We start from the raw sequence: 21,855 nt of genomic DNA, 5'->3' as shown, positions 1-21,855 counted from the left end.
CTTACGCTCTGCCGCGCATGGCGGGGGTGGTGTTTTCCCAATCTTTGCGATGGACCCGCGAAAAGATTTTCCGGCAATGTCATAGACATGGCATGGAAGCGATGTCCGAGTTCCCGGCGAATTCGCGATTTAACATAACAAATATTATCAATCCTCGCGTAGTCGTGAAACAGTCCCATGGACTCGCATTTTTCCGGAGTTTGTCCTATGGGGCCCGGAACACGACAGGCACAGGGCGAGAACATGAGTGATATAAACGAAGAATATGTCTACGACGAAGCCAGCGGCGAATGGCTGCCCGCGGGCGAAGCGGCGGCGCGTGCGGCTGCGGCCGATGCGGTCGAAGTGCGTGATTCCGCCGGAAACGTGCTCGCCGACGGCGACAGCGTGATCACGATCAAGGATCTGAAAGTCAAAGGCGCCGGGCAGACCTTGCGCAAGGGCACCGTCATCAAGTCGATCCGCCTGACCGGCGACCCGCAGGAAATCGACTGCCGCTATGAAGGCATCAAGGGCCTCGTCCTGCGCGCGGAATTCGTCCGCAAGCATTGAGGCAAGGCGACCGGCTCTGGTCCGGTCGCCCCCTTACCCGGCCCTCGTTACCCAACGGCGCCCAGAACGACGCCGACCACGGCGCCAAGGCCCAGAACCCCGATCACATTCCACCGCAGCCTGAAAATCAGGAATGCGGACAAGGCGGCCAGCAGCGCCGCGTGCCAGTCGAGGCTTTGGGGAACCGGTGTCAGCAGATGCACCGGCCCGAACGATCGATCCACGTTCCGCGCGAACAGGACATGGATCGCAAACCACAGCGACAGGTTGGCAATGACCCCGACAATGGCGGCGGTCAACGTGGCCAGCCCGCCTTTCAGCCGCCGCGCCCCTTCCAGTCGTTCCAGCCACGGGGCGAACGTAAAAATCCACAGGAAGCACGGCGCAAACGTGACCCAGGTGGTCACGAGCGCCCCGAGCGTACCCGCCACCAGCGGCGTGAACGGCGCGGGTGCGCGCGAGCCTGCGAGATAGCCGACGAACTGCGTGACCATGATCAACGGTCCCGGCGTCGTTTCGGCAAGCCCCAGCCCATCGGCCATTTCCCCGGCGGTCAGCCAACCGAAGTGCTCGACCGCCTGCTGTGCCATGGACGCGAGGACGGCGTAGGCTCCGCCGAACGAGACTACGGCCAGTTGCGAGAAATAACTGCCCAGTTCCGACAGGACATGCTTGGGCCCCAGCGTGGCGCGGATAAGGACAATCGGCGCGGCCCAAAGCGCCCCACCGATCAGCACTGCCTTGGCTGAGGCTCCCCATGGTCGGGGCGAGGCGATGTCGGGTTCAGGCATCGGCGGCAGGCGCAGCCATTGCGGCCGCTTCGCCTCGACCAGCGCACCGAGCGCCCCTGCCCCCAGCACGACCAGCGGGAACGGCAGGTCGAACAGGAACAAGGCGACAAAGGACGCCACCGCCACCGCTTTCTTGAACGGCGTGCCGAGCGCACGACCCGCCACCCGCAGCATCGCCTGCACGACAAGCGCGAGCACGGCGGCCTTGATCCCGGCGAACGCCGCCATGAACCAACCGAGTTTCGCCGCGATCCCGTAAAAGATCGAAAAGCCCAGAATGACAAGCACGCCGGGAATGATGAACAGCAGCCCCGCCGCGACGCCCCCTTTCACCCCATGGAGCTTCCATCCGACCCAGATCGACAGCTGCGTCGCCTCGGGTCCGGGCAGAAGGTGACAGAAATTCAGCGCGTGCAGGAATTGCTGTTCATCGATCCATCCGCGTTCCTCGACCAGCTCGCGGTGCATCAACGCGATCTGGCCGACGGGGCCGCCGAAACTCATGCATCCGATACGGGCGAACGCTCGCGCAAGTTCGCCAAAGCTGCAAACAGGGGTCTCTGTCACTCTTCGCACTCTCATCATCCGGGGAACCGGACGTTCAAGGCAACACTTGGGCGAAGAGCCTGATCGGGAGGTTGCTTGGTCCCGGTGGCTTCCCTTTATCAGCGGCCCAAAACCCTGCCAACGGATTTCAGCCTGCCGCCTAAACCATCGACCTAGCCTTATTGACCGCCTTTCCGCCGACGGGCGAATTGCCATAGCAAAGGGCAACCGGCGCATCGTCATGCCGGTGCCGGGCGGAGGTCGTGCAAGCGGTTCCGCACAGGCGTTCAAAACAGAACGGGGATTGATCGGAACGTCCACGCGCAGGCACCATCGGTGGCCATGCGCTCGGGTCTATGCACCCGCGATCCGCGACCATTTCCGCCTGTGACGAACGATTCCGCCGGATCAGGAGACTTGAAATGGAAATCGGTGTTTTCTTGCCCATCGGCAACAATGGCTGGCTGATCTCGGAAACGGCGCCGCAGTACATGCCCTCGTTCGATCTCAACAAGGAGATCGCGCTCAAGGCGGAAAAGTACGGGTTCGATTTCATCCTGACGATGATCAAGCTGCGCGGTTTCGGCGGCAAGACCCAGTTCTGGGAACACAATCTGGAAAGCTTCACGCTGATGGCCGGGCTCGCCGCCGTGACCGAGCGGGTGAAAGTCTATGCGACCGCCGCCACGCTGGTCATGCCGCCCGCCATCGTCGCGCGCATGGCCTCGACCATCGATTCCATCAGCCACGGGCGTTTCGGGCTCAATCTCGTCACCGGTTGGCAAAAGGCCGAATACGACCAGATGGGGATGTGGCCGGGCGACGAACACTATGGCCGCCGCTATGACATGCTCGGCGAATATGCGCAGATCCTGCGCGAGCTTTTCGAAACCGGCGTGTCCGATTTCAAGGGCGAATATTTCGAAATGACCGACTGCCGCGTCAGCCCCAAGCCGCAGGCGGACATGAAGATCATCTGCGCCGGGTCTTCGGACGAAGGGCTCGCCTTTGCCGCGCAATATGCCGACTACACGTTCTGTTTCGGCAAGGGCGTCAACACCCCGACCGCCTTCCGCGCCGTCAACGAACGTCTGGCCAAGGCGACCGCCAAGACCGGGCGCAAGGTCGATACGTTCGTCCTGATGATGATTATTGCCGACGAAACCGACGAAGCCGCCGAAGCCAAGTGGCTGAACTATTGCGCGGGCGCCGATCAGGAAGCGCTCAAGTGGCTGTCGAACCAGTCGGCGGCCAACAATGTCTCGGCCACCACCAACACCCGCCAGATGAGCGACGCCACCTCGGCGGTGAACATCAACATGGGCACGCTGGTCGGCTCTTATGCCAAAGTCGCGGCCATGCTCGACGAAATGGCCGAAGTCGAAGGCACCGGCGGCGTGCTGCTGACGTTCGACGACTTCCTCAAGGGCGTCGAGGATTTCGGCACCCGTATTCAGCCGTTGATGAAAACCCGCACCGGCGTGCGGGTTGCCGAAACGGCGTGATCCTCGCGCGGCGGACGGCCTTCCTTTATCGGCTGTCCGCCGTCTGACGCTTGCCCTCATGCCTTGCAAAGGTCCATGACCGGGCGTGGATGCACGACCGGGGCCGGACACGATGGCAAGTGAAATCAGTGACTTCTGGACCGACATTCACGACGACGGGCGGTCGTTGCTGGAACTGGTCGCGCTCAAGGCCAATGACGGGATCTGGGGCTGGGACGTGCCGACGGGGCAGTCCTTTTATTCGGCGCGGTGGTGGGATCTGGTGGGATTGCCGCCCGATCATCTCGAAGCGCATATCGACGTCTTTTTCGCCCTGCTCCACCCCGACGACCGCGAGAACGTGCGCGCGGTGCTTGCCGAATTCATCTCTGACAGGGGGGCCGATTATCGTACCCAATTCCGTCTGAAACACAGCTCGGGCGGGTGGCGCTGGATTCAATCGAGCGGATCGGCCCTGCGCGATGCCACCGGGAAAGCGGTGCGGATCGCGGGGACGCATACCGACATCACCGAACGGGTGGAGGCCGCCGACCGGCTCGAACGCCTGGTCGCCGAACGCACGCGCGATCTGGCCGCCGCGCGCGACCGGGCGGAAATCGCCGCCGCCTCCACCGCGAAATTCCTGTCCGCGACCAGCCACGATATCCGCCAGCCGTTACAGGCCATGGCCCTGCTGCTGCGCAATCTGCAACAGGAAGTGGACAGCGAAGCGGCCCTGGGGACCATCGCCAGCATCCGCCGTTCGCTGGGGTCGAGCATGGACTTGCTCGACGACTTGCTCGAATTCAGCCGCCTCGATGCCGGAGCCTTGCGCGCCGACATGCGCCCGGTAAAAATTCAGTCGCTGTTCCGCTCGCTGCTCGACGATTTCACTGCAGAGGCGCAGGAACGCGGGCTGCGTCTGGTGGTCAAGGATACCGATCTTGTCGGCCGCACCGATCCGCGCCTGATCAAACGCATCCTGCGCAATCTGGTCAGCAACAGTTTCAAGTTCACGCAACGCGGATCGGTGCTGATCGCGGCGCGTCCGCGCGGCGACACCATCCGGCTGGAAGTGTGGGACACCGGGCGCGGCATTCCGACCGGGCAACAGCGCCAGATATTTTGGGAATTCACGCAAGCGGGCAGCGCCGTCGGCGACCGGTCGGTGCGTGGCCTTGGCCTTGGCCTTGCCATTGTCGAGCGACTGGCCCGGCTGATGCGCCACAATGTCGGGGTGCGTTCGGTGGTCGATCATGGATCGGTGTTCTGGGTGGACTTGCCCCGCCTTGCCGCCGACGCAGCCGAAGAGCGGCACGAGCCGCCCGAGCGCCCCGACCATCCGCTGGGATGCCGGGTGGCGGTTGCCGAAAACGATCCCGACGTGGCCGATGCCTATGTCCGCATCCTGCGCGCCTGGGATTGCAAAGTGCTGGTGGCGCGATCGGGCGCCGAACTGATTTCGCGCATTGCCGACCAGCCCCCTGACCTGCTCATCGCCGATTGCCACCTCGACGGGCGCATGAACGGTTTCGACCTGTTCGACGAACTGGAACGCCGCTTTGGCCGCAGGATCGCGGGCGTGGTCCTGTCCGGCGATCACGACTTTGAACGCATGCGCAGCCTCAACCGCTCTCGCCGTCGCATCCTCAACAAACCGATCCTGCCCGACGTCCTCAACGCGGTGCTTCATGCCGAACTGGAACAGCATCGGCAGGCCGTCGGGGAAAGCGGCGCCTGATGCGTGATTCCGCCCCGCTTGCATGGCGGGCGGGCTGGCGACTATCTGGCGCCATGCGCATTGCTCTTTTCGAACCGGAAATTGCCGGAAATGTCGGCGCCGTCCTCCGCCTTGGCGCGTGTCTGGGCGCCGCTGTCGATCTGATCGAGCCCATGGGCTTCACGTGGGACGACCGCAGGGTGCGCCGGGCCGCGATGGACTATATCGACCACGTCACCATCGCCCGTCACGCCGACTTCGACGCATTTCGCGCCACCATCGGCGCGCAAAGACTGGTCCTGTTCACTACCAAGAGCGCAGAATCAGTCTATGACTTCGCGTTCCGCCCCGACGATATCCTTCTCTTCGGCAAGGAAAGCGCAGGCGTCCCCGCCCCCGTCTCCGACGCCTGCACGGCCCGTATCCGCATCCCGATGCGCCCGGAAGTCCGCTCGATGAACCTTGCCATGTCCGCCGGTCTCGCTCTGGGCGAAGCCTTGCGCCAAACGGGCGGATTGCCGGGGTGATCCGGCGCGGGCCGAAGTCAGGCCGTCCCGACCGTATGGGCGGTAATCGAATAGCCGAAGGGATCACGGAACGCGAAGTAGCGACCGAACGGCCCATCCTTCGGCGCAAATTCGATCTGGATGCCCTGCTCTGCGAGATGGCCGTGGAGCGCATCGGCATCATCGCAACCGAACCAGATCGCAATGCCCCAGCCCAATTTGTCCGTCGCTTTCAGATCCACGACGGGCGTGCGGACAGCAAAGGGGACCGGCCGGGTATCGAACACAAAGGCGCCCGGCGGGCTCCTGGGTGCAAGCGGAAGCCCGACGACGTCGGCGTAGAACGTCCGCGCCGCCTCGATGTCTTCGACCTGAATGCCAATGAAATCAGGCCCAATCACATGCGGCATGTTGGGATTTCCTTCCTCGACGGGATTGGCTAGTATCAGCGTCCTGATATTATGTAAGGGCCCTTATATGTCAAGGTGGATGTGCGGATGAAAGATCCCTATGCGACGATCGGTTTTGCGCTGAAACAGGCACAACAGGCGTTGAGGACCCGCATGGATGCCGAACTGCGCAAGATTGCCCTCACCACACCGCAATATGCGGTGCTCGCCTATCTCAACATCGAACCGGGCGCCTCGAATGCCGCACTGGCACGACAGGCGTTCGTGACGCCCCAAACGATGCAGGCGATCCTGGTCACACTCGAAAAATCCGGCTTCATCAAGCGAACCCCCCATCCCGAACACGGTCGCATGCAAAAGACCGAACTGACACCTTCCGGCGAACATGCCCTGCATGCAGCATCTGCGATTGTCGCCGATATCGAAGCGCTCCTCGTCGACGCTGCGGCCCCCCTCAATCCCCAGGTTGTCGCTACAACCCTGATTCGGTTCGCCAATGCCCTTCGATAGCCGCAGTTGGCAGGAATGAAGTTGGAGAGACCACCTGTTCGGCTTTAAGCCGCAATGCTGACGGGGATTCCGACCAATCCCGGTCGCTCAGATCAGCCAACGCGAACGTCTGCTTCTGACACAAGCTGCCGATGGAATGCGCCGAAGCGAGGCGTCAGCAACGCGCCCTAATCCTGGTCGTTCGACGCGAGTTAGCGCCTACCCGAAAGCGGCCGTTCGAGAGGAGGCTTGTAAGCGCCGGACTCTTGCTGGGAAGACGACTGTTTACTTGAGGTCGAGTGCGCGGCGTCGGGTGAAGCCCTGGCTGTTACTTTGCCTCCGGCGCCTCCACGGACGGAGCTTACGTATGGATGCGGAGCAGATTCTTGGCTATCTGCTCGATCTCCTGCCGCCCGTCTGCCGGAAGCCGATCCCAAAAGTCGTCAGACTGGATGAACGCAATTAGTTTGTTCAGGTCTTTGTCCCTTAGGCCGTCGGGCAGATAAGCTTCGAGCGCCCCTTTGCGGAGAACAAAGGTTTGTGCCGCACTCTGCTCCGCGAGGAAAGCTTGCAGCTTTTGCTCGTTCTCTTTCGATAGCTCAGCCGAGAGCCGCCGCCTCCTTGACTTGATGTAATCCCAAACATCTCGCGCATCGTCCCACGACCCAGAACTTATCGCTTCGTCGATGCGAGCAACCAGAGCATTCCCATCCATGCTTTTTACGTTGTTGATCACGTCATCTTTTATTTCCTGCGCATTCAGGCAAAACAGCGCCTTGATATCGCCTGTTGCGAGTTGCTCGACGTAATCGAGGTCTGCAATGATTGCACTTTCAACATGGCATGCGCCCAGAAGTTGCTTGTATGCTGGAAAAAGACCCTTGCCGCCGACGCTCACCACTTCAAGAGAGGATTCGCGCAAGATACCAGCCTTAGCGCTTACGATATCAAGTACACGCTCGAAGAAAATAAGGTCCGACAGTCCTTCAACAAGAACAACCTTGTCAGTAAAAAATATGCGTTCGTTGTTTTGACTGTTAACCACGTTAAACAAATGCTTGGCATTGGGGAGATAGGCCGAGTTAAGTCGCAAGATGCTGCTCTTCTGTTCTTCAATATAGACGCGAGACACATACTGGATCGATGCGGGCGAGATGAATGTGGGCGAGTGAGTAGCCAGCACGAACTGATTTCCTGTCTTGTCGGCCAGCCGTTCAAAAAGTCTGAATAGGGTTTTTTGCCAGCGTGGGTGGAGATGTAACTCCGGCTCGTCAACGATAATTAAAGCATCGCGGACATTCAGCGCATAAATCGCGAATAGGTAGGTCAGAAGCTCTTTCTCACCCGACGAGGCTGCACTTACAAGGAAGGATGTGCCCTGCTTCCGCAAAGTGATATCATACGTGTTGTTCATTGGGTCGGTGCAGGTAAGTTCCCACTCGTACCCGATTTCCTTCAGGGCCTTGGAAAGCTCATCCAGGTTCTTGTCGGCGTAAAATTTCTTTTTGGCGCTTGTATTATCGTCTTCCTGAAGTTGCCGATATTTTTTCGCGAGTCGTCCGATCGCTAGCGATATGATATTACCGCCGTTGCGGGAGGTCACCGCATCAAGCGACCGCTTCTGATCGTAATCGTTGTAGTTCGCGAGGCCGATCGAGCCTTGGAATCCACTCGCTGATCGGTTGACAGGTAGATAGACCATCGAGAGTTTGAGCGCATCTTTGCCAACTTCGGCGCGCACATCGTTGTCCAGCTCGAAAATCTGCAAATAGCTTAGAAAGTGCTGTGCTTCCTCGGTCTGTGCAGGCTGAAAAGCACCGTTCTTCCACTCATAAACAAGCCTCGTCTCCGGCAGGATGTTCTCGATCTTCCACGCTCCAACGCCCTCCCAGGGGTTGTGGACGAAACGGCGCTTCGACGCTTTCCGCAGTTCGTCCGCGTCACGCTGAATCTGCGCCATGTTGTCGAGATCGCCCTGCGAGACCTCCACTTCAATCGAAACATGCTGTGGAAGACTGCGGGCGTCGCTGTGCTTTTCCAAGCGCATGTTGTTGAGCTGGTCGTTATGTCGCAACTCCCACTGGACTTTCTGTTCGGCATCATACTTCTGTGTAAAGTATCGCGTTGCAAACAAATAACGCCGGAGCATTGTATTAACAACGTCGAGGAGGTTGGTCTTTCCTCCGCCGTTGGGTCCGATGATGATTGATATGGGGCCGTCGAAGACCATCTCCCTACGATCTAGGAAGCTGCGCACATTCTCGATGGTGATTTTTTTCAGGAGCATGATCTATCTAACCGTCCAGCGGGCGGGTAGTACAATGGTTTCTTGCGGACCTCCCAAGCAATGGGTCGGCGCGCAACGAGTCGACCTCGCTAGGCGGCGTGGACAAATTTGAGCCGGTATCTGGCGGTTGCGAGATCAACCATGCCGAGGAAGCTGTTGGCAAGTTGGTCGTATCTGGTGGCGATGGCACGGTTGATCTTGAGATGGCCGAGCATGCGCTCGATGCGATTGCGCTGCTTGTAGAGCGCCCGATCATATTCGATCTTCACGCGGCGGTTTGATCGGCCAGGGATGACGGCCTTGATCCTTCGTTCGGCCAGATTGGCGCGGATGGCGTCGGCGTCATAACCTTTGTCCGCAAGGAAGGCGTCGGGTGCCTGCTCAGGCAGGTCGATCAAATCATCATACGCCTTGCAATCTGCCGCCTCGCCGCCCGTCAGGTGGAAGGCGACTGGTCGCCCAAGGGCATCAGCCAGACAGTGAAGTTTACTGGTGAACCCGACCCGCGAGCGGCCAAGAGCGCGTCGATGAGTCCCCCCTTTCCGCCCGCTGCCGAGACGTGGGCGCGGACTGTGGTGCTGTCGATGCTGTAGTGGCCGCTGTCTGCCATGATCTCGGCCAACGTCACGGCGACAGCCTCCCAGACTCCGGCTTCGATCCACCGCCGGAACCGACGATAGATGGTGTTCCAACTGCCGTATTTGGACGAGACGTCGCGCCACGGAGCGCCGCAGCGGAGCCGCCAGAGAATGCCGTTGATGATGGAGCGGTTCTGCTCGGGCAGCCTGCCGCGACCTCGGTTTTCAGGCTCAATCGGCAGCAAGTCCTTCAGAACACGCCATTCCGCTTCAGTGAGATCGCCCCTGCTCAAGCCTGCCTACAAAAGCAGCCTTGAATCAATCGCCGCGACCCGCGTCAATCGTGTTCGCACCGCTGCCCTTTGCAGGCGCTGGAGATTCCACAACTATCCGATAAAGTGCCCGACCTCAGGAGTGACTATGGGCTGGTGGAAGAAGCTGTTTGGACGGGCGAGCGACAGGTCACTCGATGGAGCAATGTATCAAGTCACCACGACGCTATACAGTCGAGACGGGAAGCGCTCGGCAGAAATTCGCGAGTTCGACAACGGGCAAACCTATTTGCTTGAAAGCGAATGGGTAGCTGGAACCGAATTCAGGGAACGACACGAGGGGCGGATGGTCGGCCCCTTCCGATCGCCCAAACATGCTGAGCAATTCATCGTTACCACAGCGTGGTTCACCGGAGATTGACGGACGGCCTCATGCAGACGGAATTTGTCCACGCCGCCTAGCAGCTTTCGATCAGCGTGGGATATGCCCACTCTTGGGGTCGCGGTCCAGCTTCGACGAGCTGGCGCGTATCCAGCCTGCAAGGTTGGCCTAGCGGCTCGGCGGACCAGCCGGACGAATGTCCAATTTCGGTGGTTAAACTTTCAAGAGCGACCAGTCTGCCAGCGGCTCAATCCCAGTCGGCGCATGAGAGCGGGGAAGCAAATGTTGAACGTCGGCATTCGACAAGACCTGCCGTTCGCCACGTCGCCGGTGAACGGTAGAAATGTCCCACTTGCTGACCTACCGCTGACAGCGCGCCGGAATTGACAGGTTCAGGATTGAGGGCGGATTACTGGGTACGACCGGGATGGGGTGCATTGCCGCCCATCCGAAAATGTCAGCTTCGATACCCCACCCGCTCCACTTCGCGCAGGAGTTGGACGCGGTTGTTGACGCCGTAGAGGCGCATGACGGCGGAGAGGTGGGTTTTGACGGTGCCTTCGCTCATCGACAGGTTGTGGGCGATGACCTTGTTGGCGTGGCCTTGCAGAGTCAGGGTCAGGACTTCGTACTGGCGCCGGGTCAGGCGGGGAACCGATGGGGATGGTTCGGCCGGTCGGGCCGGGCCGATAGGGTCACAGCGGGCGGCGATGATGCCGTCGGGAAGGAAGACGCCGCCGTCGAGAATGACTTTGACCGCGGCCAGCAGTTCGGACACTTCCGAAGCCTTGGTAATATAACCTGACGCTCCGGCGCGCAGGGTGCCGATGACGTCGTCGGGCTCGCCCGAGGCGGACAGGATCAGGACCGGCAGGCCGCCGTGCCGCTGGCGCAAGTACCGCAGGCTTTCCGGCGCGGTCAGGGTCGGCATGTTGAGATCGAGAATGACGATGTCGGGCGCCCATTCGGGCAGGATCGCGGTCAATTCCTCGAAACTGCTGGCCACGCGGACTTCGCCGACTTCGGGAAATTGTTCGAGCGCCCATTTAAGGCCGCTGCGAAAGATCGGATGATCGTCGGCGATCATCAGGCGCAACAACGGCGTCTCCTGCCTCTGGCGGCAGGCAGAACGCGGCATCCAGTCCGCCGCGGACCGATCCATGGAGCTGTCGAGCATCAGGGTATGATGGACCCTTCTGACCTTGCGTCAACCACTTATGCCGCGATGCAGCACAAAGGGTGGAATGGCGCAATTGCGTGGATTCTCCGCCTCAACCAAGGGGATAGTCAGCAAGTTTAGAGGCGCAGCCGTTTGCCGGATGCTACCCCCTGCAACGCATTTGAAACACGATGACGCGGTCTGGACGAGGGTGGTCCGCCGCACTGTGCCTGCCGATTTCATTCCATAACAAACGACAAAGAACCGCGCTGGAACCCGAACAATCGGGTCCGGGATTCACAGAACAAGGCCCGCATCAGGGTTGAAGGGGGAAATCGTTGTCATGAGTGTGATTAGAAATCATCGGCCGAAATACGTCCTTGCTGCGTTGGCCGGCGCAGTCACTCTGGGCGGTCCCGCCTGGGCCGAAGGGGCCGACGGCGACGGATCGGTCGGATCGCTTGCGGAAATCACCGTCACCGCGCAAAAGGTGAATACCAAGCTGCAAAAGACGCCGATCGCGATCACGGCGCTTTCCCCCGACCAGATGGCGGATTCCAATATCCGCTCGATCCAGGATCTCGACAAGCAGATCCCCGGCATGACCGTCACCAATGCCGGTCCCTACCCCCTCAACGTCACCATTCGCGGCGTCGGTTACGATGGGGTGCAGAACAACAGCGCCCAGCCCGGCGTCGCGTTCGTCGAGAACGGCGTCTATATCGCCAGCCCGGTCGCGCTGACCGCCAGTTTCCTCGATCTTGATCAGCTTGAAGTGCTGCGCGGTCCGCAAGGCACCGTGAACGGCCAGAACGCCGATGGCGGCGCGATGAACGTGACCACTTCGGCCCCGGTTCTGGGCAAGTTCAAGGGCTCGGCCGAAGGCAGCTATGGCAGTTACAACTACAACCGCGAACGGGGCATGGTGAACGTGCCGGTCGGCGAACGCTTTGCCATTCGCGCCGCGTTCCAGCATGACGCCCACGACGGGTGGTACAATGCCCCCAACCAGCCCGCCGCCGGGGGCAATGTCGGTAGCCAGAACAGCTATACCGGCCGCATCAATGCCCTGTGGAAGCCAACCGACCGGTTGAGCGTGAATATCTGGGCCGAGATTTTCAACAACGATTCCAACGGCCTTGCCATTCGCAACATGTACGACAACACGTCGGACATCCGCACCACCAGCAACGATTACGCAACGCCCCAGACCGTGCGCAGCCGTATCGTCGCGGGCACGGTCGCCTATGACCTGGGCTATGTCACGCTCAAGTCGATCACCAGTTTCCAGTACGTCTATATGCAGGCGGCCAATTCGGGGGACATGGTCAACCGCGCGCTGGCGCTCTCGCTCTATGGCTACAAGGACGAAGAGCCGGTCAAGCTGACGCAGAACCATTCGGTGACCGAAGAACTCAACATCTCGCACTCGGGCGGGCTGGTCGACTGGATCGCGGGTGCGTTCTTCCTCCACACCTGGGGCATGGAGCGGTATTTCGAAACGCAGCAATCCTCGGCGCAGCGGATCGACTACAACGTCAATTTCTTCCCCAGCGCGGCGGAACAGACGGCGCTTTACGCCGCCGGTCTTGCGTTCGAAAGCAATTCCAATTCGCGGCGCACCTCGGTTGCCGGGTATGGGCAGGCGACGTTGCACCTCGCCAGCAATTTCCGCATCACCGGCGGCATCCGCTATAGCTGGGACAAGTATTCGGCCGATACCTCGACCTTCTACATCGTGCCGGTCCCGCTTTCGAGCGAGTTCAAGAAAGTCACCGGCAAAGTCTCGGTGGAATACGATCTTGCCCGCACGACCACGGTCTATGCCAGCTTTTCAACCGGGGTGAAGCCGGGCGGCACCAATCTCAACCCCAGCGCGACCGTGGTGCCGCGTTCGTTCAGCCACGAATTCGTGCGCGCCTATGAAATCGGGGCGAAGAACGAATTCTTTAACCGCACGCTGCGCCTCAACGTTTCGGGATTCTATAACGATTACCGCAATCTTCAGGCCGATTCCGAAGACCCGATCCCCTATCAGGGCGGCATGACCAATGTACCCAAGAGCCACGTTTGGGGCGTCGAAGGCGAAGCGGCGGTGAAATTGCCCCAAGGGTTCCGCATCGACGCCAATGCCACCGGCATGTGGAGCAAAGTCGACAGCGATTTCCAGGTCATCGACCCCTATACCGCTCAGATCATCAACCGCGACGCGGGCGGTCCGTTCCTGGGCAACGACCTTGCCCTACGTGCGCAGGCCTTTACCAATATCAAGGGCAACCAGCTCGGCCGCGTGCCTCATTTCTCGTCCTCGGCCTCGATCAGCAAGACCACCGACATCCGCGACGTGGGCAAGCTCGATTTCTTCATTCAGGCCAATTACCGCTCGGCCTTCTGGTATCGCGTGTTCAACAATCCGCTGGTCGACCGCGTGTCGCACCAGTTCCTGATGAACCTCAACGCCCGGTTCCAGCCCCAGCACGGGCCGTGGTATGTCGAACTCAACGTCTCCAACCTGCTCGGCAGCAATGCCATCGACGCGCGCTATGCCGAAAACTTTGGCGTGGGCGGGGTGTTTGAATCGGTGGTGCCGCCCCGGCAGGTGATCGGGCGCATCGGGGTCAACTTCTGATCCCCGCGCTCTTTGCGACCTAAACTTTCGACTTATGCCGACGGGCCAGCTTGGCACAGCGCGAACCTGCGCTCAGGCTGGCCCATATCCCAAACCCGCCCGTGTGGCCCAGACACAGCAAAGTGGGTTTCATCATGATGTTGACTGATGTTCCGACCATCGACCTCACCCCCTATCGCCTGGGGACCGAGGAAGGAAAACGCGCTGTTGCCGAAGCGGTGGGCAAGGCCTGTACCGATATCGGCTTTCTGGTCATTTCCGGCCACGGTGTGCCGCAGGACCTGATCGAGCGCACTTATGCAGTGTCGCGGCGCTTCTTCGCCCTGCCGGCAAGCGAAAAGGCGCTTCTCAATCGCCCCCAGTCCGATCAGGTGCGCGGGTACAGCGCAGTGGGCGACGAAGGGCTTTCCTATTCGCTGGGCGAAGTGGCGCCGCCCGATCTCAAGGAATCGCTCAGCATCGGGCCGCTCAATGTGCCTGCCGATGATCCCTATTACCACAACGCCGAAGCAGGACCCCATTTCGCGCCCAATCTCTGGCCCGAAAGCCTGCCTGAGCTGAAAACGGTATGGTCGGAATACTTTGCGGAAATGGAACGCCTGTCGTGCGATCTCATGCGCATTTTCGCGCTGGCGCTCGACTTGCCGGAAAACTGGTTCGACCCGACCGGCGATCGCCATATCAGCATGTTTCGCGCGCTCCATTACCCCAACCAGCCCGATGCGCCGCTCGACGGACAAATGCGCGCGGGGGCCCATTCCGATTATGGCGCGCTCACCATCCTGCGTCAGGAAAACGTGCCCGGCAGCCTTCAGGTCTGCAACCGGGAAGGTAACTGGGTCGATGTTCCGGCCATTCCGGGCACGTTCGTCGTCAATATCGGCGACCTGATGATGCAATGGACCAACGACAAGTGGATCTCGACGCTTCACCGCGTGGTCAATCCGCCGCGTGATCTAGCCGATCAGGCGTCGCGCGTGTCGCTCGTCTATTTCTATCAGCCCAATTACGACGCGGTGGTCTCCTGTCTCGACAGTTGCCAAAGCCCGGACCAGCCCGCGAGGTATCCGCCGATCACGTCAGGCGATCACCTGACGGCCAAATTCGTGCAGCAGACGACCCTTGGCGGAACCAAGGACGGGGCCGAGACGATCCTTGGGGAGACCGCCGCATGAGCGCGACGCTGTCCTATGTGAATGTCTTTGCCGCCGATATCGAAGGGTTGAGCGGGTTCTATCGCCGGGTGTTCGATTTTGCCGAAATTCCCGAAATCCGCTCGCCCATTTTCATCGGACTCGCCACCGGACAGAGCAACATCGGTTTCAACGCGCTCGACGCCTATGGCCTGTTGCAACTCGATGCCTATGCCCCGGCGAGCGGGGTCAAGTTCCTGCTCAACATCGATGTGGCGGACCGCGCCGCGGTCGAGGAACGCACCGCCGCTGCCGTCGGCGAAGGGGCCACGCTCGTGAAGCCGCCTTATGAAACCTATTACGGGTGGTACCAGTCCGTCCTGCTCGATCCGGAAGGAAACGTGTTCCGGATCAATGTGATGGAATGATCTTCTCTCCCTCTTTCGACAAAAGCTGAAAAAGGTTCGCCATGACCCAGATCCCCCCCCTTCCCGCCCGGCCCGAACCGCTTGCCGTCGATCCGGCAACCACGGCCGTCATCGTGATCGACATGCAGAACGCCTATGCCTCGCTCGGCGGCTATGTCGATCTGGCGGGCTTCGACATTTCGGGCGCGGCCCAGACGATTACCCGGATTGCCAAAGTGCTCGACACCGCGCGGGCCTCGGGCATCCAGATCGTCTATCTGCAAAACGGATGGGACCCCGACTATGTCGAGGCGGGCGGTCCGGGATCACCCAATTGGCACAAGTCCAACGCGCTCAAGGCCATGCGCCAGCGCCCCGAACTCTCGGGCAAGCTGCTGGCCCGCGGGACCTGGGACTATGACATCGTCGATGCGCTGAAACCGCGCGAAGGCGACATTCGCGTGGCCAAGCCCCGCTACAGCGCCTTTTTCAATTCGCAGCTCGACAGCGTCCTGCGCTCGCGCGGCATCCGCACGCTCGTTTTCGTCGGCATCGCCACCAATGTCTGCGTCGAATCCACGCTGCGCGACGGGTTCCACCTCGAATACTTTGGAGTGATGCTGGAAGATGCGACCCATCAACTGGGCGAGGAATTCATCCAGCGCGCCAGCATCTACAACATCGAGAAGTTCTTCGGCTGGGTCTCGACCGTCGATGCTTTCTGCGACTGGGTCGGGGCGCTGGACGCATCGGCCGAAAAGGAAACCACCAATGCCCTTTGAACCGATCAATCCGCCGCAGTTCCCCACCCCCATCGCTCCCTATTCGGCCGGGACCAAGGCCAACGGCATGGTTTTCGTGTCGGGTATGCTGGCTCTGGCCGAAGGCGGCGTGGTGCTTTACCCCGGCGACGCGGCGGCTCAGGCACGCCACGTTCTCGAAGCCATCCGCATCACGCTCGAAGCGGCCGGGGCGACCATGGTCGACGTCACGTTCAATCACATCTTCGTGCGCGACTGGGCCGACTATGCGGTGGTAAACGCGGTCTATGCCGAATATTTCCCCGGCAACAAACCGGCGCGCTATTGCATCCAGTGCACGCTGGTAAAGCCCGAATGCCTTGTCGAAATCGCCTCGATCGCGTGCATCGCGGCGGAGAGCGCGGCATGACCGGACCGTCCGGGCTTTATTGGGAAGCCCATGGCGCCAAGGAAGGCCCCGCGCTGATCCTGTCGGCGGGGCTGGGTGGACACGGCGCCTATTGGAAACCGCATATCGAGGCGCTCGGGCAAAAGGCGCGGATTTTCCTCTATGACCATCGCGGTACCGGCCACAGCGAGCCGGAGACGCGCGACGGGTTGCTCGCCGACGGATTGGGCGAGGATATCGAGCGCCTGATGGACGAAATCGGCCTCGACAAGGCGGTAGTGGTCGGTCACGCCGCCGGAGCCATTGCCGCGCTTGCCCTCGCTCGCCGCGCGCCAGAGCGCCTGTCGGGGATCGTCTCGGTCAACGGATGGGCGCGGACGGACGCGCATTTCCGCCGCTGCATCGCCATGCGCATGGCCGTGCTCGAAGCGGGCGGGCCGGAAGCCTATCTCCGCGCGCAGCCGGTGTTCCTGTTCCCGCCGGTCTGGGTATCGAGCCACGACGCGGACCTCGACGCCCAATTGCCCAAACAGGTCGCCGAGTTTCAGGGCGAGGCAACCTTGCGCCGCCGCGCCCATGCCCTGCTCAATTTCGACATTCTCGACGATCTCCCCACGATCGCGACGCCGACGCTGGTGGTGGCGGCGGACGATGACATGCTGGTGCCCTCGGCCTGTTCGGAGGTGCTGATGCGGGGGCTGCCCCATGCGACGCTCGCGCGGATGCCGTGGGGCGGGCATGCCTGCAACATCACTTGTCCCGAGGCGTTCAACCGCGCCGTCCTCGACTGGCTGGCGACGCTGCCGGACGCATGATGCAGGAACAAGGCCCGACCATGGAGACCACGTCCAATCTCGGCAATGAAGACCTGCTTCCTTCGCCTCCGGGCGAGCGGGACTGGGTCTGGGAGCATTTCACCTTCCTCTGGCTGGGCATGGTGATCTGCATTCCCGCCTACCTTCTGGCAGGCGGATTGATGGAACAGGGCCTGTCGCCGCTGGCGGCGATCGGGGCCATCCTCTTGGGCAATGTCATCATTCTCGTCCCCATGGCGCTGATCGGCCATGCGGGCGCGCGCTATGGCATTCCCTTTGCCGTGCTGGCCCGAGCGTCGTTCGGCACCGGGGGCGCCAAGATCGCCGCGTTTTCGCGCGCGATCGTCGCCTGTGGCTGGTACGGGATCCAGACATGGGTGGGGGGAAACACGCTCCTCGCGCTCGGGCGGCGCATCGGACTGGGGCCCTTGCACGGCGCGCCCCTGCCCGTCGTCGGCATTTCCGGGATCGAGCTTGGCGCGTTCCTGCTGTTCTGGGCCTTGCAGCTTTTCGTCGTGACCAAGGGCATGCGCGCCGTGCGGCGGTTCGAGACATGGACCGCGCCGGTCAAGGTTGCCTTGCTGATCGCCCTGTTCGTCTGGGCCATCGACCGCCTGGGCGGGATGAGCGCGGCCTATTCGCGGATCGTCCATGCCGGGGGCAGTTCCTCTGCGGCGCAGTTCTTTCCCGCCGTCACTGCCATGGTCGGGTTCTGGGCCACGCTTTCGCTCAACATTCCCGATTTCACCCGGTTCGCCCGGTCGCAGCGCGATCAGATGGTGGGGCAGGCGCTCGGCCTGCCGATCCCGATGGCCCTGCTCGGGCTGGTCAGCATCGTCACCGGATTTGCCACGATGACGGTCTATGGCGTGGCGATCCACGACCCGCTCGTGCTCGCCGACCGCATGACAGGGTGGCCGGTCCTGCTCGGCCTGCTGGTCATTTCGATCGACACGGTTTCGTGCAACATCGCCGCCAATCTTGTCGGACCGGCCTATGACTTTTCGGCGATCTGGCCCCGTCATGTCAGCTATCGAAGCGGCGCGATGATCACCGCCGTGATCGGCGTCGCGATCATGCCGTGGAAACTGGTGGCGACGAGTTCGGGCTACATCTTCACCTGGCTCATCGGCTATTCGGCCCTGCTCGGTCCGGTCGGCAGCATCATCCTTGTCGATTACTGGTTCGTTCGTCGCGGGCGCCTCGATGCGCAGGCCCTGTACGACGAACGGGGCATCTATGCCTATCGCGGCGGCGTCAATCCTGCCGCACTGGCCGCCCTTGCCGCCGGTGTCGCGCCCAGCCTGCCGGGCTTCATCGCCGCCGTCGCCCCGTCGACTGCTTCGGCCATTCCTGCAAGCCTGACCGCGCTTTATCCATATGCCTGGTTCGTCGGGTTCCTTGTCGGGGGGGCGGTCTATGCCCTGCTTTCCCCTGCGACGCACCATCGCAGTGCCGCCTCACTCGGCGATATCGCACCCGAAACATGCGGATAGTTGTTTCCGGTGAAACGATACGCAAATGCCTGCTATTTCAACAACATCATGATATAAATCACCATGATCTCTCTTTTAACGGCAGATAGATATTCAGGAGATCGTATTACCCTGGCCGTGTGGGGCTTCATCGCGTTGCTCTTGCCACGATCCCCACGCGATGTGGCGTCCTCGGACGGCGGCGATACAAGCCCGTCGCCGTCCGATTTCAACCGTCACACGGTAAAAGCGCGTCGTCCGCGCTCCACCGTCATGCGGTGAAGGCCTGACAAGGCCAAGCTGCGCGTGGCGACCGTGTCCATGAACAGCCATTCGCCCATCACGCGCTGGGCAGTGATGTCGATCATCATGTATCCGCGCCGACTGGTATCGGCCCATTGCATTTCGGGATTGGCCGCGACGAATCCGCGTGCAACGACGTTCGGATCGGCGGCAAAACCACTTTCGAGGCCATGCGAGCTGACACTGTGCCCGGCAAATTCGACACCGGCAGGACGGCCGTCTTCACGCAAGGCAAAGGCCCAGGCGTTGTGGCTGTCGCCCGACAGCATGACGAGATCTGCGTCGGCCTGCTGTGCCGATTTCAACAGGCGCGAACGGGCTGCGGGATAACCGTCCCAGCGATCCATCCACATCGGCAACCCGAGTTTTGCCGCGCGCACGCTGTTGCGGGTGCTCTGGATCTGATGCGCGCCGGCGCCGGGACGCAACCAGCTTACCGCATCGGCAGGCATGACCGTCCGGCCAAGGATCGTGCCCATGCCGACCATTTGCCAACCCCCGCCATGCGCATTGGCCTTCATCGCGTGGGCAAGCCAACTTTCCTGCGTGCTGCCGAGCATGGTGTCGGACGGGTCGGTCCACACACTGTCGCGGAAGGCCTTGAGCGCGGCATCGGGGTCGGCCGCGTCATAGGCGGGTTTCATGTCGAGTTGGCGGGTCCGCGCAAGCAGGCGGGATTCGGTCCGATAAAGCGTCGCCAGAGTGCCCACCTGATAGGCTTTCCATGGCTCGTCCGAAACCGGCATCCATTCGCGATAGACCTGCATCGCAGCCGCGCGGCGCAGGTTCCAGTCGCCTTCGCTGTCCGGTTGATGGTTCTGGGCGCCACCTTCCCAGCTGTCGTTGGCCGATTCATGATCGTCCCACATCGCGATCATCGGCGCCATCTGGTGCAGCCGTTGCAAGTCGGGATCTGCCCGGTAACAGGCATAGCGCATGCGATAGTCGGCAATCGAAAGGATTTCGTGGTCGGGTTGGTGCAGGCGCTCGGCCAAAGCCGCGTCATGGCCACCTGCAGGACCGTATTCATAGATATAGTCGCCGACATGCATCCACAGATCGAGATCCGAACGGGCGGCGGCATGGCCATAGGCATTGAACCAGCCGACCGGAACGTTGGAACAGGAAAAGACCGCCAGCCCGAAACGATCCACCGCGCCTTCCGGCAAAGTCCTGGTCCGTCCGACCGGCGATTTCGATCCGTCCGGGGCGATGAAGCGGTACCAGTAGACCGTGCCGGGTTTGAGCCCGTCCACGGTCACTTTCGCGGTCCAGTCGCGATAGGCTCCGGTACGGAAACAACCGCCCGCCACGACCCCGGCGAAATCGGGATCGAGCGCCAGTTCGACATCCAGACGGATGGTGTCTTCTCCCCCGGCAGGGACATAGCGCGTCCACAGCAACATCGAATCCGGGCCAGGTTCGCCGCTGGCGACACTGTGGGTAAAGCCCTTGGCCGCCATGACCTGCGCAAGGCCGATCCCGGGCGCGACAAGCAAGGCTCCGAGCCCGAGACTGCCGCCAAGAACGAGAGTGCGACGATCGATTTTCAACGCCATATCATGATGATCCTGGGAAATGCTGAGGCTGGGAGAACGGTTCAGAACGTCGCCTTGAGCGCGACGTTCCACATCGAGCCATAGACGCTGTAAAGCTGAACCCGGCTGCGCACGTTGGAATAGACGATGTCGGGCGCGTTGAAGATGTTCCGTCCGGCGATCTGGAACGCGAACGTCTTCGAGATTTTGTAGGTCGCACTGACATTCCAGAGCGTACGATCGGCATGATAGAGAATGCCGTTCGCGGGCGTCGTCGGCGTATTGCTGAGCGCGCTAGTGCGATAGCTCGACTGGAAATTCCCGGTCAGTTGCACGTCGATCGGACCGCGCCCATACCGCACGCCCCAGTTCGCCGAATAGATCGGGAGATTGACGCGCACGCTGTCGGGATCGACCCAGTTGAACGATCCACGCAAGCCCAGTCCTTTGAGTACGCCGGGCAGGAACGTCATCTGCTGGTCGTATTCGAGCGTCACGCCGTTGGTGGTGCTGACGCCGGGCTGGTTGATCGTGCTGACATAAGTATATCCGGCGTAATCGTTCGGGCCATAGCCCACGCTTTCGGGGCCGACCGAGATGCCTGTCACCTGCATGTCCTTGACGTCGAGGCGATAGGCCGAAGCTGCCACGATCCCCGACGGTTCGAGGTAGTATTGCAGGCTGAGATAGTACTTGGTCGAATGTTCGGGTTTCAGCAGCGGGTTGGGAACGGTGACGGTCTGTGAGCTTTCGTTGATCGAGATCGCCCCGCCCAGATTGCCGTAGTCGGGCCGCAAAATCGCCTGGCTGAACGCGAATTGGGCGACGAGATGGCGGTTGAGATCGTATTTCACCCCACCGCTCAGGAACCAGTCGCCATAGCTGCCGGTTTTCCAGAGTTGGCGGCCGTAATTGTACTGGTAATTGACATAGTCGACCGTTCCGGCGGTCAGACCGGTCGCGGCCATTTCCTGTGCCGAATGCGGTTGGGCGACCAGAGCGCCTTCGCGTGTCCCTTCATACCGCAGGCCGATGTCAAATTTCAGCCGGTTGATCTGTGCCTGGGCTTCCAGATATCCTGCCGCGACCGTTTCCCGGATACGGTGATCGTTGAGATAGCGCCGTTGCAGGTTCCCGACCGTGTCGGCTGTGAAATATTCCGGGTGCTGCTGAAACAGGGTCCAGGTCGCGTAATTGTTGTCCGCGCGCCAGTTCTGCGCATTCAGAGTC

General features: G+C 61.2%; 19 protein-coding genes and 1 pseudogene. 13 read left to right on the top strand and 7 right to left on the bottom strand.

What is annotated here, in order from left to right; translation table 11 throughout:
• The first annotated feature begins 243 nt into the window (after nucleotides 1-243).
• Nucleotides 244-552 (top strand): alkylphosphonate utilization protein, encoded by a 309-nt coding sequence (locus tag Y88_RS09655; RefSeq protein ID WP_026167004.1) that lies wholly within the window; start codon nucleotides 244-246, stop codon nucleotides 550-552.
• A 47-nt stretch (nucleotides 553-599) separates the two neighbouring features.
• Here Y88_RS09655 and chrA read toward each other — a convergent pair whose 3' ends face one another.
• Nucleotides 600-1,925 (bottom strand): chromate efflux transporter, encoded by a 1,326-nt coding sequence (gene chrA / locus Y88_RS09650; protein ID WP_269724241.1) that lies wholly within the window; start codon nucleotides 1,923-1,925, stop codon nucleotides 600-602.
• A 386-nt stretch (nucleotides 1,926-2,311) separates the two neighbouring features.
• Here chrA and rutA point away from each other — a divergent pair, with 386 nt between their 5' ends.
• From rutA to Y88_RS09635, 3 genes are all read left to right on the top strand, one after another.
• A complete protein-coding gene (gene rutA, locus Y88_RS09645) occupies nucleotides 2,312-3,394 on the top strand; it encodes a pyrimidine utilization protein A (protein WP_018075920.1) in 1,083 nt (360 codons plus the stop codon).
• A gap of 112 nt (nucleotides 3,395-3,506) precedes the next feature.
• Nucleotides 3,507-5,114, top strand: coding sequence for an ATP-binding response regulator (locus Y88_RS09640; RefSeq protein WP_018075919.1), 1,608 nt, complete (start codon nucleotides 3,507-3,509; stop codon nucleotides 5,112-5,114).
• A 53-nt stretch (nucleotides 5,115-5,167) separates the two neighbouring features.
• Complete coding sequence (locus Y88_RS09635) at nucleotides 5,168-5,620, top strand: tRNA (cytidine(34)-2'-O)-methyltransferase (protein WP_008068759.1); 453 nt, start codon at nucleotides 5,168-5,170, stop codon at nucleotides 5,618-5,620.
• 17 nt (nucleotides 5,621-5,637) lie between these two features.
• On the opposite strand, the gene Y88_RS09630 is transcribed toward Y88_RS09635, so the two are convergent.
• On the bottom strand, nucleotides 5,638-6,009 hold the full coding sequence (locus Y88_RS09630; RefSeq protein ID WP_008068760.1) for a VOC family protein: 372 nt from the start codon (nucleotides 6,007-6,009) through the stop codon (nucleotides 5,638-5,640).
• A gap of 153 nt (nucleotides 6,010-6,162) precedes the next feature.
• On the opposite strand from Y88_RS09630, the gene Y88_RS09625 reads away from it, so the two are divergent.
• Nucleotides 6,163-6,519, top strand: coding sequence for a MarR family winged helix-turn-helix transcriptional regulator (locus Y88_RS09625; protein WP_232281001.1), 357 nt, complete (start codon nucleotides 6,163-6,165; stop codon nucleotides 6,517-6,519).
• Nucleotides 6,520-6,859: 340 nt separating this feature from the next.
• On the opposite strand, the gene Y88_RS09620 is transcribed toward Y88_RS09625, so the two are convergent.
• Nucleotides 6,860-8,785, bottom strand: a complete 1,926-nt coding sequence (locus Y88_RS09620; RefSeq protein WP_008068791.1) for an AAA family ATPase — start codon at nucleotides 8,783-8,785, stop codon at nucleotides 6,860-6,862.
• A gap of 89 nt (nucleotides 8,786-8,874) precedes the next feature.
• Nucleotides 8,875-9,608: pseudogene (locus Y88_RS19185) on the bottom strand (IS5 family transposase).
• 175 nt (nucleotides 9,609-9,783) lie between these two features.
• Here Y88_RS19185 and Y88_RS09605 point away from each other — a divergent pair.
• On the top strand, nucleotides 9,784-10,056 hold the full coding sequence (locus Y88_RS09605) for a hypothetical protein (RefSeq protein WP_157132627.1): 273 nt from the start codon (nucleotides 9,784-9,786) through the stop codon (nucleotides 10,054-10,056).
• Nucleotides 10,057-10,474: 418 nt separating this feature from the next.
• Here Y88_RS09605 and Y88_RS09600 read toward each other — a convergent pair whose 3' ends face one another.
• Entirely contained in the window at nucleotides 10,475-11,155 is a 681-nt protein-coding gene (locus Y88_RS09600) for a response regulator (RefSeq protein WP_169333632.1), read from the bottom strand.
• A 409-nt stretch (nucleotides 11,156-11,564) separates the two neighbouring features.
• On the opposite strand from Y88_RS09600, the gene Y88_RS09595 reads away from it, so the two are divergent.
• From Y88_RS09595 to Y88_RS09565, 7 genes are all read left to right on the top strand, one after another.
• The gene (locus Y88_RS09595) at nucleotides 11,565-13,805 is read left to right on the top strand and encodes a TonB-dependent receptor (protein WP_008068798.1); all 2,241 of its coding nucleotides are present in this window, start codon (nucleotides 11,565-11,567) and stop codon (nucleotides 13,803-13,805) included.
• A gap of 134 nt (nucleotides 13,806-13,939) precedes the next feature.
• Entirely contained in the window at nucleotides 13,940-14,980 is a 1,041-nt protein-coding gene (locus tag Y88_RS09590) for an isopenicillin N synthase family dioxygenase (RefSeq protein WP_018075913.1), read from the top strand.
• The gene (locus tag Y88_RS09585) at nucleotides 14,977-15,366 is read left to right on the top strand and encodes a VOC family protein (RefSeq protein ID WP_008068802.1); all 390 of its coding nucleotides are present in this window, start codon (nucleotides 14,977-14,979) and stop codon (nucleotides 15,364-15,366) included. Before Y88_RS09590 ends, Y88_RS09585 begins: the two co-directional genes overlap by 4 nt.
• A gap of 41 nt (nucleotides 15,367-15,407) precedes the next feature.
• Entirely contained in the window at nucleotides 15,408-16,127 is a 720-nt protein-coding gene (gene rutB / locus Y88_RS09580) for a pyrimidine utilization protein B (RefSeq protein ID WP_008068805.1), read from the top strand.
• Nucleotides 16,117-16,515, top strand: coding sequence for a pyrimidine utilization protein C (gene rutC / locus Y88_RS09575; protein ID WP_008068808.1), 399 nt, complete (start codon nucleotides 16,117-16,119; stop codon nucleotides 16,513-16,515). Before rutB ends, rutC begins: the two co-directional genes overlap by 11 nt.
• Entirely contained in the window at nucleotides 16,512-17,309 is a 798-nt protein-coding gene (gene rutD, locus Y88_RS09570; RefSeq protein WP_026167001.1) for a pyrimidine utilization protein D, read from the top strand. The genes rutC and rutD overlap by 4 nt, the downstream gene beginning before the upstream one ends.
• Before the next feature lie 20 nt (nucleotides 17,310-17,329).
• Nucleotides 17,330-18,805 (top strand): NCS1 family nucleobase:cation symporter-1, encoded by a 1,476-nt coding sequence (locus Y88_RS09565; RefSeq protein ID WP_018075912.1) that lies wholly within the window; start codon nucleotides 17,330-17,332, stop codon nucleotides 18,803-18,805.
• Nucleotides 18,806-19,020: 215 nt separating this feature from the next.
• Here Y88_RS09565 and Y88_RS09560 read toward each other — a convergent pair whose 3' ends face one another.
• Nucleotides 19,021-20,646, bottom strand: a complete 1,626-nt coding sequence (locus tag Y88_RS09560) for an alkaline phosphatase D family protein (protein ID WP_008068812.1) — start codon at nucleotides 20,644-20,646, stop codon at nucleotides 19,021-19,023.
• Between the two features lie 41 nt (nucleotides 20,647-20,687).
• On the bottom strand, nucleotides 20,688-21,855 hold a 1,168-nt coding region (locus Y88_RS09555; protein WP_157132632.1), incomplete at its 5' end, for a TonB-dependent receptor domain-containing protein.

Source organism: Novosphingobium nitrogenifigens DSM 19370, from assembly GCF_000192575.1.
Lineage (GTDB): Bacteria > Pseudomonadota > Alphaproteobacteria > Sphingomonadales > Sphingomonadaceae > Novosphingobium > Novosphingobium nitrogenifigens.
The sequence above is the reverse complement of the archived record's forward strand: the minus strand, read 5'-3'. Positions and strand labels throughout refer to the sequence as shown.